This is a genomic window from Paenibacillus arenosi (assembly GCF_014841135.1).
Taxonomy (GTDB): Bacteria; Bacillota; Bacilli; order Paenibacillales; family Paenibacillaceae; genus Paenibacillus_B; species Paenibacillus_B arenosi.
The window spans coordinates 37885-54751 of sequence record NZ_JACYTN010000027.1 but is presented as its reverse complement, the minus strand read 5'-3'; the positions used below and the strand labels follow the sequence as shown (position 1 = coordinate 54751).

Genomic DNA, 16867 nt, shown 5'->3' with positions numbered 1-16867 from the left:
GGACGACAGGGAAAAAGTACGTAGATCTCAATGCGTACCATACTTGGCGACGTCCTCAAACCAAATAGTGGATAAACCATTTTGACGGCGAGGAATTTACACATAAATATGGACTTGACCCTACAAGGGAGAAAACAGCGAGAAAAAGATGCAAAATCGCAGGAATTAGCATCTTAACCATAGATAAGGGCTAAATTGATGCATTACTGCATGCATTCTTACAAGCAGATAGATCTAAACGGATGAGATTGAGAGGATTAGCTTAATTGGGCTGAGGTCAGAATCATTTTTTTATAGAGTTTTTTAGAGTTTTGTATGTCCTTTACCCTGCTTTCACCGTTCTTGCTCTTCACATGGGTTGCAACATACAAAAGTAAAAGACAAAAGTAAAAGACAAAAAAGCCTCCAAATATCCACTATTTAAGCGGAAATGGAGGCTTCTATTGAAGCAATACTCTTGCTATATGAGCATCAATTAACGATGCTCATGTAAAGCTTGCACTGCCAAAGCCAAAGATCCTGTAATTCCTGCGCGATCCTCTAGGCCTGGAGATACGATATAGGAAGCTGTATCCGTCAAAATAGCCGGATGCTGCACATATCCATTCAATAGCTGACGCAATTTCTCGTGTATACGAGGGAACAAATGACGCTGCTTAGATACGCCGCCGCCAAGCACAATTTTTTCAGGAGACAAGATCAAAATATAATTCATGAGTGCTTGCGCAATATAATGAGCCTGGAACTCCCATGCCTGATGGTCTTCGCCCAATTCAAAAGCCTTTACACCCCAACGCTCTTCAATCGCTGGCCCTGCTGCTAAGCCTTCCAAGCAATCTCCATGGTAAGGACATTTGCCCGCATACGTATCATTTACATGACGTGGTACAACGATATGCCCCATCTCTGGATGAGTCAATCCATGCACAAGCTTCCCTTCTACAACAGCACCTGCACCGATACCCGTACCAATCGTAATATATAGACAGCTGTTCAATCCTCGTGCTGCGCCCCATGTCGCTTCACCTAACGCCGCTGCATTCACATCAGTATCGAACCCGATCGGCACTTGGAAATGACGCTTCAAATGTCCAACGACATCATACCCGCTCCAATACGGCTTCGGTGTCTTCGCAATATGACCATACGTATCGCTAGCACGATTCAAATCAACAGGGCCAAATGAGCCGAACCCGATCGCTTCCACACCTTTGTTTTGGAAAAATTGCACCGTACGCTCCATTGTCTCCTCTGGAGTTGTTGTCGGGAAAGATTCCGTTTCAATAATGGTTCCATCCGATGTTCCAATTCCGACGACGAACTTTGTTCCGCCGCCTTCAATAGCTCCCAGTACTGTCATGTTCGTATCTCCGCTCCTTCGTACTGCTCTCTCCTCTACACGAAGCGCTGCCGCTAGGAAAGTATCGTCTTACGATAGCGCTTCCAACACATATTGATTATATCATTTATATCTTTGTAATCCAATATTAAACATAGACTATAACTCAACCATTTCACACATAAGCAGCTATACATTTTAAGAAATACGAAACCTCTCTATCACACCCGAAAAGGATAGACTTTCCATTCTATTCTCCGCTAAAATAAATGTATTTCAACCTTTTTCCATTCTATTTATCTCGAACAGGGGGACAAACCATGACTATGACAACATCTACTCCAGGCATGTTTGGTTCATTCGGGGGAAGTTATGTTCCGCCAGCGTTACAAGGGGTGCTGGATCACTTGGCAGAAGCATTTGAGACCTACAAGGATGACGCTGAATTTACAGCTGAGTTCGAATACTATTTACGTGAATATGTCGGACGACCAAGTCCACTTACCTATGCAAAGCATCTCACCGAACAGTTAGGCGGAGCTCGTATTTATTTGAAGCGTGAAGATTTGAATCACACAGGCTCTCACAAAATTAACAATGTACTTGGTCAAATTCTTCTCGCTAAACGTATGGGGGCGAAGCGCGTCATCGCTGAAACAGGCGCAGGTCAGCATGGCGTTGCAACAGCCACCGTGTGTGCGATGTTCGGGATGGATTGTGTCATTTATATGGGTGCTGAAGATATTCGCCGCCAAGCACTCAATGTGTTCCGCATGGAGATGTTGGGCGCTACCGTCGTTTCTGTAAATAAAGGACAAGGCCGACTTAAAGACGCTGTCGATGAAGCGCTCAATGACTTAGTTACGAATTATGAAACTACATTTTATTTGCTTGGCTCTGCCGTTGGGCCTCATCCATTCCCTACGATCGTTCGTCATTTTCAGGCGATTATTAGTAAAGAATCAAAAGAGCAAATCTTGCAGGCCGAGGGAAGACTTCCAGATGCGATCATTGCGTGCGTAGGCGGTGGCAGCAATGCGATTGGCGCATTTGCTCATTATTTGGACGAGCCGAGCGTTCGTGTGATTGGAGTAGAGCCTGATCAGGCTCCCGCACTAACACAAGGCGTGCCAGCTGTTCTTCATGGCTTTAAATGTCTCGTACTGTTAGATGAAAACGGAGAGCCAGCTCCCACTTACTCGATTGCAGCTGGACTTGATTATCCTGGAATAGGTCCAGAGCATAGTTATTTGAAAGAATCAGGCCGAGCAGAATATGTAACGGTTTCCAACGAAGAAGTGCTGGACGCGTTTATGCGCTTATCCAAAACAGAAGGTATCATCCCTGCGTTGGAAAGCTCACACGCTGTTGCACACGCTATAAAACTAGTTCCGCAAATGAAACAAGATGAGATTGTTATCATTAACATTTCTGGACGTGGTGATAAAGATGTGGAGCAAGTCTATGAAATGTTGAAGCAAACTAAATAAATCGATAACATACCGTTCATAACTATTTTCATAATAAAATGTCACGCCTGTTGATTAACCAATAATATACAAAAATTATGCAGCAAGAAGGTCGCCTTTTCTGTAAAATCGATTGCACCACACAACTCGATTTAGAAACGAGGCGACCACTATGGGATGTCGTTGAAAGCATTGCCTCTCACCATGATGGTTCCGTTGGTGAACAGCTTGCGGATATCGTTTATTCTCGTCCAAGATCGGGCTACTATACGAAGACAAAACGTCCTCTGTTCCGATTGTTCCAATGTTTAAATAACACGTAGTTGAGTGCCGCGAATCTGAAGCATTTAAGGAACATTACATGCAAAAATCACAAAAAAATCGTTTCGTCGCTGCTCTAGGCAACTATAAAACGATTTTTCAGTGCTCTTCTGCTTTTGGGATATTCCCTTTTCAAATCGGAATGTAGATTGCTAGAAACTAAGACGTGTTATTGGAATGTAGCTGAATAATCAGTGATGGATGCCCAAGGACCTACACGGACAAATACTCTGTAAGTTCCTTGTGGGAGATTATGGAGGACGGCATGACTGCTCATATTTTGATGGTACAATGTCGGCCCGCCTGGACCAGCATATGGGTTATAGGGTTGCCCAGCGACGATTGGTCCAACTATCGTTAAACTCCAGTACCCTGCACCGCCTGCATCTGGATTAGGATGGGCATTTCCTCCCGTAAAATTTACAACTAGAGTTCCCGATCCTGTTATGTCTTCATAAAAACCACTACTATCTGGCCAAGGCAACGGAACTGTTGCAGCGGAAGCATTAACGGCAGGCAACATGGCGATGATAAGTACAAAGATTAGCATTATTTTGGTCATCGTTTTTTTCATGATCTAATCCTCCTTTGATTTTACGGATAGTGTAAGCCTAATAACGAGAAATTCACCTCCATGGGTAAGAATTGCCTACACAAAACGGATCATATATGATCTTCATCTAGTTGTAAATATACCTATAAAATAATACGATTTTCGACTTTTTCTATTAAACCTGAGACAATGAAGCTTACATAATTACGGATCGAATCTGAGCATGTAGCTAGTTCGTGCGGTTATTTCAGACTAGCTTCGGGCATGCTGCACTGCACAAGAAGCTAGTCGAAAAATACGTGAATTGCACGTTTGTTTCAAGTTGGAAATGGAGCCCTTGCAAACTATCCGACGCTTAGCTTTGCACATTTTTCTCGCCTTCTTATGCTGGGGAAGTTTCCTGATATCTGCTATGAGTAACATTCAAATATATGGTTAATCAACAGGCGTGATAAAATGTAATAGTATTCTTTATTTCTAAAGCCTTCGCTAGAGGGCTTTTTCTATTATTCAAATCAACTTTTGAACTAACATTTCCCCATCTCCTATCCGATAAATAAGTATAACTATGTCCACGTAACTAGTAGGAGGATGCAATGGTGTCACGCCTTGTTCGCCAGATGAATCGCTGGCTGCTATTCTGTATTATTATCACCTTGTGCGTGTTTCCATTACAACGTCTGATATCGTCCAAGATCAATGAAGGACGCTTCTCATTCGAGATGCCTACCGATGATATTGTGCTCATGTTGTATAGCAACACTGCAATTGTAGGGCCGTATTTAGTACCGATCGATTCGAAAACGAAACATGCTGCTCCTTATCAATCTAGCGGCGAAACACTCATACCCGCTCGCTTCTTAGCAGACAGCTTTGATGCAGAGCTCACGTACGACAATAAACTAGGAAATATCGCGCTTACTTCAGACGAAGGAAGCATTCAATACACGTTAACAAAAGCTCAGGCTAAAGTAGATGGTAAGCCACTCAAGCTCCAAACCAAACCTGTGGTAAAAGACGGCATTACTTATGTTCCACTACGAGCCGCAAGTGAAGCATTTGGACGCAATCTTCATATAGAAGATGGTGTTGTGCTGTTATCTCGTAGCAAAAATGCTCCAGACTCAGAACGGATGACTGCTTGGCGTGAAGAACTCTCTTCCTATATTGCCTATGAAGCATTTGGTTCTTTCACCGTGGAAGCTTCGAATCATAGTCAGGCATTATTTAAGACATGGAATGAGGCTGTTGCCTATGCAAGAAAAAATTCTGGTCGTAAGGTGACTTATCGCGGTAGTAATCAAGTGTTATGGGATCCTGCTAAGCCAGCTCCTATAACGGCACGCCATAAGAAAGCCAAAGCGATTATGCAGCTGCCTGAGCTGCCTCGTGGTTGTGAGGTCACTGCGCTCGCCATGCTGTTATATGCAAATGACATTCAGGTCGACAAGATGACACTTGCTAAACAGATCAAAAAAGAACCAACTCCTTACAAAAAGGTTGGAAATACGATTTACTTCGGGAATCCGCACGATGGCTTTGTAGGCGATATGTACAATATTAGTAACCCTGGGCTTGGTGTGTATCATGAGCCAATCGCTGAATTAGCAGAACAGTATGCACCTGGTCGAGTAGCGGATATCACAGGTACCACTTTTGAGCATTTGAAGTATACGGTCGGTCAAGGGATACCTGTATGGGTCATTCACACGACATTGTATGATGCAGTTCCTGAAAATGCTTGGCATCAATGGCAAACACCGACTGGACCTGTTCGGATTACCTATTACGAGCACTCATTACTTGTTACAGGCTACGATAAACAATACATGTATGTCCTAGATCCACTTGGTCGCACAGATCGCATCAAAATAGATGCCTTCCGGCGCGGCTGGGAGCAAATGGGCTCTCAGGCCATTGCAATTATGGAACCAGCAACGTAAAAAACAACCTGCAAGCAGTTCAACTGCATGCAGGTTGTTTTTTTGTATACGTCTATTCAAACACTATATTCACGTTTTTTAATCTATTAGCCTTGTGCATCCGCATCCTTAAGCACTTGAATGAAATCAGCATGAATATGGCCATTTGAGCCTAACACATCTCTCACTCCAAGATGGTACGGCTGACCATGTGTATCTGTAATACTCCCGCCCGCTTCAGAGATAAGAAGGCTGCCGGCAGCTAAATCCCACGCATTCAAGTTCAGCTCCCAAAATCCTGTTAGACGACCAGCTGCCACATACGCCATATGTAGGGCTGCTGAGCCTGCCGTTCGGATATTTCGCACTTTAGGTGCAAGGGCCTGAATGCCTTTCAGATTCACTGGCAGTGCCCGAGTGAAGTCCGTAGGGAATCCTGATGCGATAAGACTGCCATGTAAGTTCTTCTCGTCTGCTACCTGCATCCGCTGACCGCGGACATAAGCACCCTTTCCTTTCTCTGCGACGAACAACTCGTCCCTTATCGGGTCATACACGATACCGACAATTACTTCACCTTTATGCGCCAATGCAATCGATACCGAGAAGAATGGAAAGCCATGAACATAATTCGTTGTCCCATCCAGCGGATCAATAATCCAAAGGTATTCGGATTGCAACGCTTCTTTGAGTGCTTCTTCCGAAGCCGCCTGTCCGCAACCTACTCCCTCTTCACCCAAAATGCTATGATTCGGAAAATGAGTTCGTATTAGCTTGCGGATCATTAACTCCGCACCTTTGTCCACTTCCGTTACAACATCGTGCATGGAAGATTTCACTTCTAACGATTTATATTGACCGAGTCGACTTTTGATCCATTCACCCGCTTTTGCAGCACAATTGATGGCCACAGCGGTAAAACTTTTCCCCGTTACAACGTAAGGTGTCTTATCCTGATTCAATCCTCTCTCACTACTTTCTGTATAAAAATGTCATATCCTTAACTATACGCTGCCTCCTTGCCGAAGTTTCATCCAATTATCCTGAATCACTCAAATTCCACTAATCAGCCATAAATCCACTTATAATCATACGAAGGGAAATGACGAGCAAAGTCAATCGCAGCAGCAGCAGCAGCCCTTTGCCTGACATTCGATTGGCTATCGCGGCACCGAACTTACCTCCTATCCACGCACTTGGAGCCAAGATCAGTACAAGCATCCAGTCCACAGAGCCGTTCCATGCATGGACAGACGTGCCCAATATCGAGCTTAGGAAAATGACAAACATCGAGGTTGCTGTTGCAATATGGGCTGGGTAGCGAAATAGCAAAACCATTAACGGCACGAACAAGGAACCCCCACCAATGCCGAACAACCCCGAGACTAAGCCGACCATAAACCCGATCAGCAGCATAAGCGGGATATTTAGACCATATTCATGCGTTGCACCTGTTCCATCTGTAAACGACTGCATACGACGCCATTGAATCTGTAACGGCTTCATTCTTTCTTTTACAATCATCAACACAGCCATCGCCAACATAAAAAAGCCGAACGCCAACTGGAATGAGCTATCTTGAAAATACTGTGCGAGCTGTGCACCAACCATCGACCCGGGGCCGCTCGTTATGAAGAAGATTAAGCCATTTCTCCAGTCCACTCGTTTGACTTTGGAGTAAGCTAGCGTAGAAGACAGCGCTGTAAATATGAGCACAGCCAACGAAGTTGCGACCGCTGTCTGCGATGAAACCGCTTCCCCAAGCAGCCATGGTCCAAGATAAACGAGGCCAGGAACGAGAATAATTCCTCCTCCTAAACCGACCACACTGCCGAATGTCGCTGCAATGAATCCAATTATCCCGAGCAGCAAAATCTCAAGCCACATGCCAAGTTCCTTCTTTCGTGTTAACGAAGCCCATAGCTTCTATTTATTGTCGCCGTGCCTCGAATATAACCACAACCTTTGTGAGGCATTCCGCAATTGCACCGCATAATATTAGCGGCACATAGAACAAACGCCCTGCATAGGATGACGTCTCATAAGAAGACACCTGTGCAAGGCGCGTGGCAATCAGGCAGGCGAACGCACAAGCCTGATCACCGCCGTTAATCATTTAACTAAGTAGATACGATGTTGTAACCACCATCCACGTAGATGACTTCCCCTGTAATACCGCGGGACCATGGGCTCATCAAGAACATCGCCGTATCCCCTACTTCTGCAGCATCTGTTGTACGACGAAGCGGAGCTTTCTCTTCCACTTGCTTCAAGATGGAGTTGAAATCGCCAATCCCCTTCGCTGCTAATGTACGAATTGGACCTGCGGATATAGCATTTACGCGGATATTATGTTGACCAAGGTCATTCGCCAAGTAACGAACAGACGCTTCCAGCGCAGCTTTTGCTACACCCATAACGTTGTAGTTCTTCATCGCGCGCTCTGCACCTAAATACGTCATCGTCATGACACTTCCGCCTTCAGTCATAAGCGGGTGCAAACGCTGCGTAACAGCTACAAGAGAGTATGCACTAATATCATGCGCTAGCGCGAAGCCTGCACGGGACGTATCCACATACATTCCTGTAAGTTCTTCTGTCTTCGCAAATGCGATACTGTGCACGATACCATGAAGGGTACCAAAATGCTCTTTCAATTGGACTGCAAGCTGGTCGATGTCTTCATCCACAGTAACATTACAAGGAAGAATAACAGAACCTTCAATCGTTTCCGCCAGCTTGCGGACACGAGCTTCTACACGCTCGCTTTCATATGTAAACGCTAGTCTTGCGCCTTGAGCTGCCAACGATTGCGCGATTGCCCACGCAATACTACGATCATTTGCAACACCCATGACGACGATATTTTTACCTGCTAATACTTGGGACATACTTTTACATATCCTCCTCTCACCGTTGAACAATTGGCAAGCTCCAGCTTGTACATTGCTGTACGTACAAGATTCTCCAATAAACGGTTTGCTTTCTTTGTACAAGGTAACGTATTTCGCGCATCTTTTCAAGTGACGACCATCATTAAGATTGGATGTTCACAGATGCAGGGCTTATGAGCGAAACCCCTTCGCCCTTATACTGAGTAAGGTCATGCATCAATTGAAAGAGTGCATCATCTTTCTTCTTCGCTTCAATCATCACATCCAGCCTATCTGTATATGGGGCTATATCCCTTAGAAAAGCTAGCAGCGGCTTCACATCGACATAATCAGCATGCCCCCGAACGTCCTTCTCGCTCTTCGGACTCGATACATGAATCTTAGGTGAAAGCAGATCATCAGCTGGTGCGTCCGCCTGAGCATATGGGGTATCCCACGTCCTCAAAACTCTTGGCCACAACTCAGATAACTGCTCCCCCTCATGATTGACCCAATGATGGTGAATATCAAGTACCATTGGAATTTGAAGCTGCTCAGACACCTCCAGTGTCTCTGCCGCAGTAAAGGTTTTATCGTCATTTTCCAGCGTCAATCGCTGCTTAATAGGCTCGGAGAGCAATTTGAAATTACTCTTGAATCGCTCGGCTGCTGTCTTCTTATTGCCATAGGCACCGCCAATATGAATATTGTTCTTCGCTCGCGCATCCAGTCCCATCGCTTCAAGCATGCGAAGATGATGATTCAAGTCACGGATCGAGTTATGCAGCACATCTTCACGAGGCGTGCTCAGCACAGTAAAGTGATCAGGATGGAAGCTAAGCCGCATCCCATGTTCATTGGCATACGCACCAATTGCTGCAAATGGATCTTTCAAAGCGATAAAGGGGTCCCAATCTGCTAACGCTTCATGTGTAGCAAGCGGAATTAGCTTACTGGAACAGCGGTACAACTCAATATGATGAGCACGATTATGCTTCAATAATCGCAGCGTATTGGTCAAGTTCTCCTCAGCCAACCGTTCCAGCTTGCGAATCGCAGCCTCCCGGTCATCAATCTTACAAAAGCTCGTATACGTCATCGTACGTGAAGGCGAACAATTCTCCACGATTACCGACATCGCTACATATCCGAAGCGGACAAGCATAGTTGTACCTCCAATGTTTGATTTGCTACTTACTAGCATCCCAATCAAGAGATTGGATCATACTTGGAGGTTAGAATAAAGCCGAAATGGAGGAAATTATACATGTGAACAACTAAAACCAGAAAGAAGTACGGAGATTATATAAACAGACTTTACTGCACGAAGCCGGAGAAATAAACGACCACCGGCTATGTGCACGCGTGTATTTTTGGAAGATACCAATCAAGAAGTCGTGTCAACAAACACCTGGACATTAAGAGAAATGGCTAATTTGGAAATGGCTTTCCACTTTAGCTTGTAGTAACTGTACTCGGATAAAGGAGGATCGAACGTAAAGCTGTACACTTGGTAGTCATAAACACCATCTTCCTTCAGATAGCGTTCGGTAATAAGCTGTCGTTCCTTCTCAGGCAAGCGCTGTGTAGCTTTCTCCACTCGCTCGCAATATGTACGCATCTTCTCAGGAATATCTACATTGTCCGCAGCAATCTCCCCAGTCTGATCCGTTACTCGATTCGTCGGTCCATGGGAACGCACCGTGTAGGAAGAAGTCAGCCTCGTTTCTTTCACTTCATAACCAATTTGCTTATACATCCGGTATTTCTCCAGTACCGCCTCAACGTTTCTACGAGTCGCTTCCTTGTCTAAATCCGGAAGGTCGAAAGATACGCCACAAAGCATCGTAGCACCGCCTTTGTTCACATCTGCAGTATTTATATCTCTATTATATACGAACAAACGTTCTTGTTCAAGTGATTTTTCATATATCTCTTTTGCTATACAAATATAATCGAAACGATATTTCCTCCTGTAAACAAATAAAGCCCCCGGATTATCCGGGGGCTGAGAAGAGGCGTGTTACACATAGCTAATTGATGTAATTTCATGGTATTGTTCTGGTGTGATCTCTCCTGATGGATTGTTCCCTGTTCGCACAGCTTTACGAAGAATATCCGCGTTGATCCAATTCATATCGAATGCATATTTCCAAAATTCCATTGTTCCAATCTCCCTTCTATTTATCGCTGTTAATCGTCATTAAACCATTCCGAGCAGTCTCGAATCTCTTGTTGGCTACTTGCATGAGGTATGACCACTATTTGCTTGCTTGTGAATTAGCTAGCTGCTGCTTTAAGGAGTCAATCTCATTTTTCTGTTGCATAGATTGGAGCTTGAGCTCAACGAGCTGTCGTCCGAGCATTTCTGTGCTAGAAACAGGCTCTTGTTGTTGCTGATGCAAAGCGTCGATCTCTTGCTGTGTTAGCCCTTCAACCCATTCTTCCAAATCAAAGCTCCAGCGCGGCTTATACAATCCAGTTGGCACTTCTACTGCGACCATATAGCCTACCGTTACTGGCTCGCTGGGTTTATCTGTACTAGAAGTACCAGTGCTAGATGAGCCCGTTTGCGCTGTCTCTGTAATAGGAAAAACGCCTGTTACGGAGTCCGCAACAAGCGTAGGTTCGATGTAAAATCCATCAAGATTTACTTTTATGGCTTCTTTCATTTTGTCTCCTCCTTAACAAATTCAAACCATTAAGTTCTTTTATTTGCAATAACGTTCAACTTCTTTATAACAGCACACGAACTCCATCCAACGGGATAAAATCATTAGATGTTGTTCCACGGACTATTACCCCTTCTTTAGACACATTCAAGTAGCATGCTGTCGCTGGGGAATTGGCATCCTTGCCATTTGCCGTCGATATTAATGGTGTGTTTCGGAAATAGCTTGGGTGCAATGCAGTTGGCAAATGGAATGCAACCTGTGCAATCGTCCCCGACTGTAACGAACCCTTAAATTCAATATAATCACCGTTTCTGCGATACATAGGTGCAAAATTCGGATCACGATTATTCCCTGGTGTCCAACCGTTGATTAATGTAGCCTTGACCCACTCCGTTACTACTGGCGCTTCTCCTTTGCTGAATTCCAACACGCTAACACGTGCGGCAAGATCTGCTGCTTCTTGCGCGATACGAGCTGCTGATGCACCTAATGTGTCAGCATATTCAACCATAATCGAAACAGGCGACGCACTAGTTGCTAGCTTCGTGTATGTGATGTAGTAAGCTTGAGATGGTTCAAAGTTATATCTACTAGTCACTAAACGTTCCTGTCCGTAACTCATACCATCATTATCTGTTATAACCTTCCAATGCATAAAATCGTACGTATTGTTCACATATACATTTTTAAATTTAGCCACTTTATGCTTTACCGCACTACCAAAATCCACTCGGTTGATCTGTACATTCGGATCAGCTGCGTCCGCACCGCGTGGAACTACCTTTTCTCGAATGACAATTCCATTGCCAACATTTACGATATTATTACCATTGGACAATATTGCTCCCGTTTCGTAAGTCTTGACTGTACGAACAACCGGATTTTTACGAAGATAAGACAGTTGGTAAGGTATCCAACTCTCGTAAGAGTGAGATGGTGCATGGTGGGATGTATAGCTATCTCCGTCCCAATCTTGTATTTTGCGAAAAGCCTTATAATTACCAGTTCCATCCGTTAGATTATACAAAGAGCCACGTCCATCACGATTATCGTACATACGCCAACCTAAGAAATAAGCCTTAATCTCATCTGGTGATGGTGTGTAATTCGCTCCCCATCCACTATCTTCGTGAGCAATTGTCAAATAGAAGTTTTCTCCTGTGCTGAAGCCCCATACAAAGTCTCCAGTTTCTACTGCCGTATGCCATGGACGAAGAATAGTTCCATCATACTTCATCCCGTATACAACACTATTGATTAACGGAATTTGATTGCCATCTAAGACAATTGTGTGATAATTTGGACCCTTCCAATCAAGTTTATATGAGTAAGAATGATTCAGAGCAAGTTTTTCCCACATCTCCGCAATATATGGTTTACCGTCAGTACCTGTAAATAGTTCATCGTTATGTCGGCCCGTATGGGGGAACGAACCCAAATTACACTCTGCCGCCCATAGTCCACGCTGCTGCGGTGTATATGGCTTAGACTCACTCCCCAAAGCGAGCATAGGATTCGTCCAGTAAAACCATCCCGTACCTACACAGGCGATAATCATTGCACCTTTCACAGCCCCCTCTGGAGATGTCACTTGGAACGTGAATTTCCCATTGCTAGTGGGAATACGGTTGTTGAAGCCTAATGATTTTCCCGCGGAGTCAAAAAATTCTATTGATGTATATGGATGCTTGTCCGCTGATACGTATCCTGCTAGTTCAACGCTTCCAGAGTAAATTTGATTAGCCCGTGCATCAAAGGTATACGTCGCACCTCTTGCCCAGGCCTGATCCGTAAATACTTCAACCGTATTATTTCCAATTAAAGTACCTGAAGAAAAGTCCCACTCCGATAAACGCGGTACAAGATTCGCACCTATTGTTTCGATGTATGGATTATCTACGAAAGCCATGCCATCAACATATGGGTACTTTTCAGCCACTTGTTCGGGTGTCATAGATGCAATCAACGTCATAGCATCGTCATCAACATGATAAATGCGAGGATGTTTATAAGACATCCAACCGACTGCACCAAGCGTTGAGAAGTTATATAGTCGTAGGTTTCCGCGACCCGTAACCGTACTTGTAAACGTTCGTACAACGGTCTTGCTTAAGCCGCCTATTTCTTCAATCATTACTTCCCCATTAGCATTTTCTACGACGATACGTCCTTGCATACTCGCATTCTCTACCGTCTGCTCAACGATTAATACGTATTTTTCACCTTGTTGAAACGGAATACGACCCATATAGTCGACCCGTCGACCATACTGATTATCATCATTAGCTACCGCATTAATAACCTGTACCTTGCTACCGTCTGTGTTCGTGTAGATCGAGAAGTTCTTCCGTCCGAAATCGGTACTCCAACCATCGGCGACTCCGTTCCCGTCTCCATCTGTGTAAAATCCACCTCCACGTCCAAGCAAGTTGATTAACGTACGACCACGCATTTCCCGCAGCGTTAGAGACGTATCGCGCTTCACAGCCACCGTCTGAACATTAGGAATCAATGAAATCTGTTTGGATAAAGCATTTTCCATATCAGCGGCTGCAGTATTAATCGCAGTCTGCGTTGTATTATCGGCTTTTTTCAATGTTCCGATGGTACCATCGATTATTTCCCATTGCTCATTGAAATGTTCCATTCGAACATAGTCGTTTGAATCAAAACGATTCAATCCATTCGGTAATTTTCCCGCCATGCTATACCTCCTTCTAAAAAAGAAAAAGCCCTGCGGAATTCGCTGGACTTTTTGCTGATAAAAATATAAATATCAATTAGAATAACCTTTTCGAAAAGTGTATTTTTTTAATGTTCCGCCTTAAATGATATACCACTTATCGACAAATAAGAGGTATTTATGTTTGTATTGCCCTGATTAATGAAAACTCGCCCTTCTGAGCCTACATCTATACGAGTAGCTGCTGCAACGCTATTAGCCGTACCAGCACACTCAAATAATAACGTCCCCTTCGGGCGATATCCTTGTGGAAGATAAAACAATGTCGTATTAGCCACCGTAACCCCTCCAGTCATAAGTCCCTCTAGCCGCACAATACCATTGTTATCGATACTGTAACGTGGAACTTGATAGCCATCAGCATACGGTTTCCAGCTATGCATCAACGTTGGGACAATCCATTCATCGATTCCCTCCATTGCTTGCTGCGCCTCTACCATGCTTAGACGGCTATCCACATCACTCATTTGATCAACGAGAGCTGTGACCGTACCTCGCATATTCGCCGTTACTTTAACATTAATAGTTGCCGCGATAGTCGGAATGAACGCTGCATACGTAATGTAATACGTGGCTGTAGGATCATAGTGGCTGATATCCGTCCGAAATTTCTCTATGCCATGGGGGTTAATATGCGACTTATACCATACTCCGTCTCTACGAGCACCCTTATAAACTTGAATTGCCTTCTTAATTTTTTGTTTTGTTGGGTTATGCGTATCCCCAATGGCTACAGCCGTTGTAGTTGTAAGGATTGCCGCCTTTTCACGTAAGATGACGCCCGAGCCAACCGTCACTACATTCGCACCAGATACAAGCGACGCACCAGTATCGTATGTCTCAACCCGAACAATTTTCGGCTTTGACTTTAGATATTGCAGCCGGTATGGATGTATATCCCTGTGCTTTGCGTAATTACCATCAATTAATTGTGAAGGGACTACATTAGGAACTGTGACAGTGGCGCCGAAGTAGCGAGTACCGTTATAGCTGTCTAACGGCGTCCATCCTTTTTCTTTACTGTCAGTGCGGTTGTATACTCCGTTTCCGTCTACTCCATTCGTGGATACATCGAACATTTTCCATCCCAAGAAATAAGCTTTAATTTCTTCAGACGTGGGCGAATACATATCCCCCCACCCGCTTTCAGCGTTTGATACACTGAATACTAGAAGGTTAGGATTAGGATCGGTAATATCCGTTAGCACCTGAGTATCAGCCGCGGTAAGCATTTCCCCTTGTAACTTGCGTCCCAGTATCGTACCGTCGTACTTTGTAACGAACGCTGTATCCTTCTGCGTTGAAGGCAATGTTTCCGTGTAAAATATTTTAAATCCCGCACCCTTATCAACAAGCCGATATGTTAAATCTCCATCTAGAGTAACCTTCTCCCACTTCTTAAGTACGTATGGAGAGCCATCTTCTCCCGTATACAATATATCAGCATCTGTACCTGTTACCGGATGAGCCGAGAGTTGTGCCTCAAGTGCCCATAGGCTTCGTTTCTGAGGTTGGTACGACTTAGGCATTATACCAACAACTAGCATCGGATTTTTTACCGTCCGAGTCCCTGCCTTCGCTCCGGTTTCGATAATAATACGAACTTGCACAGAGCGAACTCCGACTGGAACGGTAAATGTTGTACTCCTCACGTCATGCCCAACTTGCGGCGTGTCCAAAATGGGCTGCCCCGTGATATTGGTATAAACATCTAGCACCACTCCAGCTCCGTCAATATCAGCGGAGAGCGTATACGTTTGTCCTGGTACTACCGCGAAGTGCTCAGAGTCGAATGAGTACGCGCTTTGATTATCGGTTTGCAAGACAATCCTCGTCTCTTGCGGGGATACAACTTGCATAGTCTTTGAACTGTGAACGTCAAAGCGCGTGAAATCAGGGCATAAATTCATACCCGTAACCTCTACATACGGATTGATAACATGCGTCAAGGTATCCGTATATGGATATCGATCAGCAATCTGTTTCGACGTCATGCTGCCAATTACGTCATACTCGTTCCTACTTATCTCATATATACGAATGGCATCGAAGCAGCCACCCGCGTTCGTGCTAGCCGTTTTAATCCAAAGCTGAACTTCCACTTGCGATGTAGCAACTAAATCCGATGGCTTGAAACGAACGGCCAACGGCTCGAACTCTCCGTATCCCTTCGAATCAGCGGTTACAAACTTAGAACCTCCACCCATGCCGTGAATTTGCAATCTGAGTGCGGATGCCGTGATATTATGCGCCATAGCAACCGCAATATAATGACTATCAGTATTAATATTAATGGCTCTACTAACACCGTAGTAAGAGTCATTAGACACTGTAGATACGAGTAGTAAAGAGCCATTACCTTCAACTTTACGAGAAGTATCAAGTGACACCTCAAGGGGCAGCACTTTCGTAAATAAATGCGGTTCCTCGCATCTTCCCGAGATTCCCATCAAATTAACGAGCGTACGTCCCTGCACGTTATCGATCGTGATCGGTGTTGCCTCTTTCACATCAACGATTTGTGTTCCTTCGCGAAGCGCAAGCGCAAGCGGATCTTTGTTCGGCAGATTACCGCCGTGCAACGGATATAAACCCATTAGAGCACCCCCACGATTTGTACGGTTGGAGCAGCAGCAGAGATAACTTGAATCTCCTTCGCCCGTACATTCAACGTGTACCCCATACCTTCAGGCACTAAAATGCAATCCGCACCATCTACAGTAGCAGAAGCACCTACATTAATATAAATATCGCCCACGCCGAAATTTTGGATATCGAATGACTCGCACAACGTTGAAAAGGTCAATACAACAGCCTTGCCCGCTTCCAGCTTCACTCGCTTTACTTCCTTTGATTCATAGCCTGTCTGCTGGGAAGGTACCGTAAAGCCGCTCGCACCAATCGGTTTCACAGCGCCAGCCTTGTTATTCGCATCTACTGGAAATGTAAATGACATCGTTATATCCCCTCCT

14 protein-coding genes are annotated in these 16867 nt (G+C 44.6%); 2 read left to right on the top strand and 12 right to left on the bottom strand.

Going from position 1 to position 16867, the window contains the following annotated elements:
- Window positions 1-475: 475 nt before the first annotated feature.
- Window positions 476-1360, bottom strand: a complete 885-nt coding sequence (locus tag IFO66_RS20975) for an ROK family protein (protein WP_192026989.1) — start codon at window positions 1358-1360, stop codon at window positions 476-478.
- Between the two features lie 299 nt (window positions 1361-1659).
- On the opposite strand from IFO66_RS20975, the gene trpB reads away from it, so the two are divergent.
- Window positions 1660-2829: a tryptophan synthase subunit beta gene (trpB, locus tag IFO66_RS20970; RefSeq protein ID WP_192026988.1), complete on the top strand. Its 1170-nt coding sequence runs from the start codon at window positions 1660-1662 to the stop codon at window positions 2827-2829.
- 469 nt (window positions 2830-3298) lie between these two features.
- On the opposite strand, the gene IFO66_RS20965 is transcribed toward trpB, so the two are convergent.
- On the bottom strand, window positions 3299-3703 hold the full coding sequence (locus tag IFO66_RS20965; RefSeq protein WP_028594723.1) for a hypothetical protein: 405 nt from the start codon (window positions 3701-3703) through the stop codon (window positions 3299-3301).
- Between the two features lie 575 nt (window positions 3704-4278).
- On the opposite strand from IFO66_RS20965, the gene IFO66_RS20960 reads away from it, so the two are divergent.
- Window positions 4279-5625 (top strand): C39 family peptidase, encoded by a 1347-nt coding sequence (locus IFO66_RS20960; RefSeq protein ID WP_225445955.1) that lies wholly within the window; start codon window positions 4279-4281, stop codon window positions 5623-5625.
- Window positions 5626-5711: 86 nt separating this feature from the next.
- On the opposite strand, the gene IFO66_RS20955 is transcribed toward IFO66_RS20960, so the two are convergent.
- The 10 genes from IFO66_RS20955 to IFO66_RS20910 form a co-directional block, all read right to left on the bottom strand.
- On the bottom strand, window positions 5712-6566 hold the full coding sequence (locus IFO66_RS20955; protein WP_192026987.1) for an inositol monophosphatase family protein: 855 nt from the start codon (window positions 6564-6566) through the stop codon (window positions 5712-5714).
- A 100-nt stretch (window positions 6567-6666) separates the two neighbouring features.
- Window positions 6667-7491: a sulfite exporter TauE/SafE family protein gene (locus IFO66_RS20950; RefSeq protein ID WP_192026986.1), complete on the bottom strand. Its 825-nt coding sequence runs from the start codon at window positions 7489-7491 to the stop codon at window positions 6667-6669.
- 233 nt (window positions 7492-7724) lie between these two features.
- Window positions 7725-8495 (bottom strand): enoyl-ACP reductase FabI, encoded by a 771-nt coding sequence (gene fabI, locus IFO66_RS20945; protein WP_028594719.1) that lies wholly within the window; start codon window positions 8493-8495, stop codon window positions 7725-7727.
- A 145-nt stretch (window positions 8496-8640) separates the two neighbouring features.
- The gene (gene uvsE, locus IFO66_RS20940) at window positions 8641-9642 is read right to left on the bottom strand and encodes a UV DNA damage repair endonuclease UvsE (RefSeq protein WP_192026985.1); all 1002 of its coding nucleotides are present in this window, start codon (window positions 9640-9642) and stop codon (window positions 8641-8643) included.
- 222 nt (window positions 9643-9864) lie between these two features.
- Window positions 9865-10323 carry an ArpU family phage packaging/lysis transcriptional regulator gene (locus IFO66_RS20935; protein WP_192026984.1) on the bottom strand — a complete coding sequence of 153 codons (459 nt, stop codon included), beginning with the start codon at window positions 10321-10323 and terminating at the stop codon, window positions 9865-9867.
- Between the two features lie 177 nt (window positions 10324-10500).
- The gene (locus tag IFO66_RS20930; protein WP_192026983.1) at window positions 10501-10641 is read right to left on the bottom strand and encodes an XkdX family protein; all 141 of its coding nucleotides are present in this window, start codon (window positions 10639-10641) and stop codon (window positions 10501-10503) included.
- Between the two features lie 97 nt (window positions 10642-10738).
- Complete coding sequence (locus tag IFO66_RS20925) at window positions 10739-11149, bottom strand: hypothetical protein (protein WP_192026982.1); 411 nt, start codon at window positions 11147-11149, stop codon at window positions 10739-10741.
- A gap of 64 nt (window positions 11150-11213) precedes the next feature.
- Entirely contained in the window at window positions 11214-13856 is a 2643-nt protein-coding gene (locus IFO66_RS20920) for a hypothetical protein (RefSeq protein WP_192026981.1), read from the bottom strand.
- Between the two features lie 107 nt (window positions 13857-13963).
- Window positions 13964-16492 carry a hypothetical protein gene (locus IFO66_RS20915; RefSeq protein WP_192026980.1) on the bottom strand — a complete coding sequence of 843 codons (2529 nt, stop codon included), beginning with the start codon at window positions 16490-16492 and terminating at the stop codon, window positions 13964-13966.
- Window positions 16492-16851, bottom strand: a complete 360-nt coding sequence (locus tag IFO66_RS20910) for a hypothetical protein (RefSeq protein WP_192026979.1) — start codon at window positions 16849-16851, stop codon at window positions 16492-16494. The genes IFO66_RS20915 and IFO66_RS20910 overlap by 1 nt, the downstream gene beginning before the upstream one ends.
- Window positions 16852-16867: the final 16 nt, after the last annotated feature.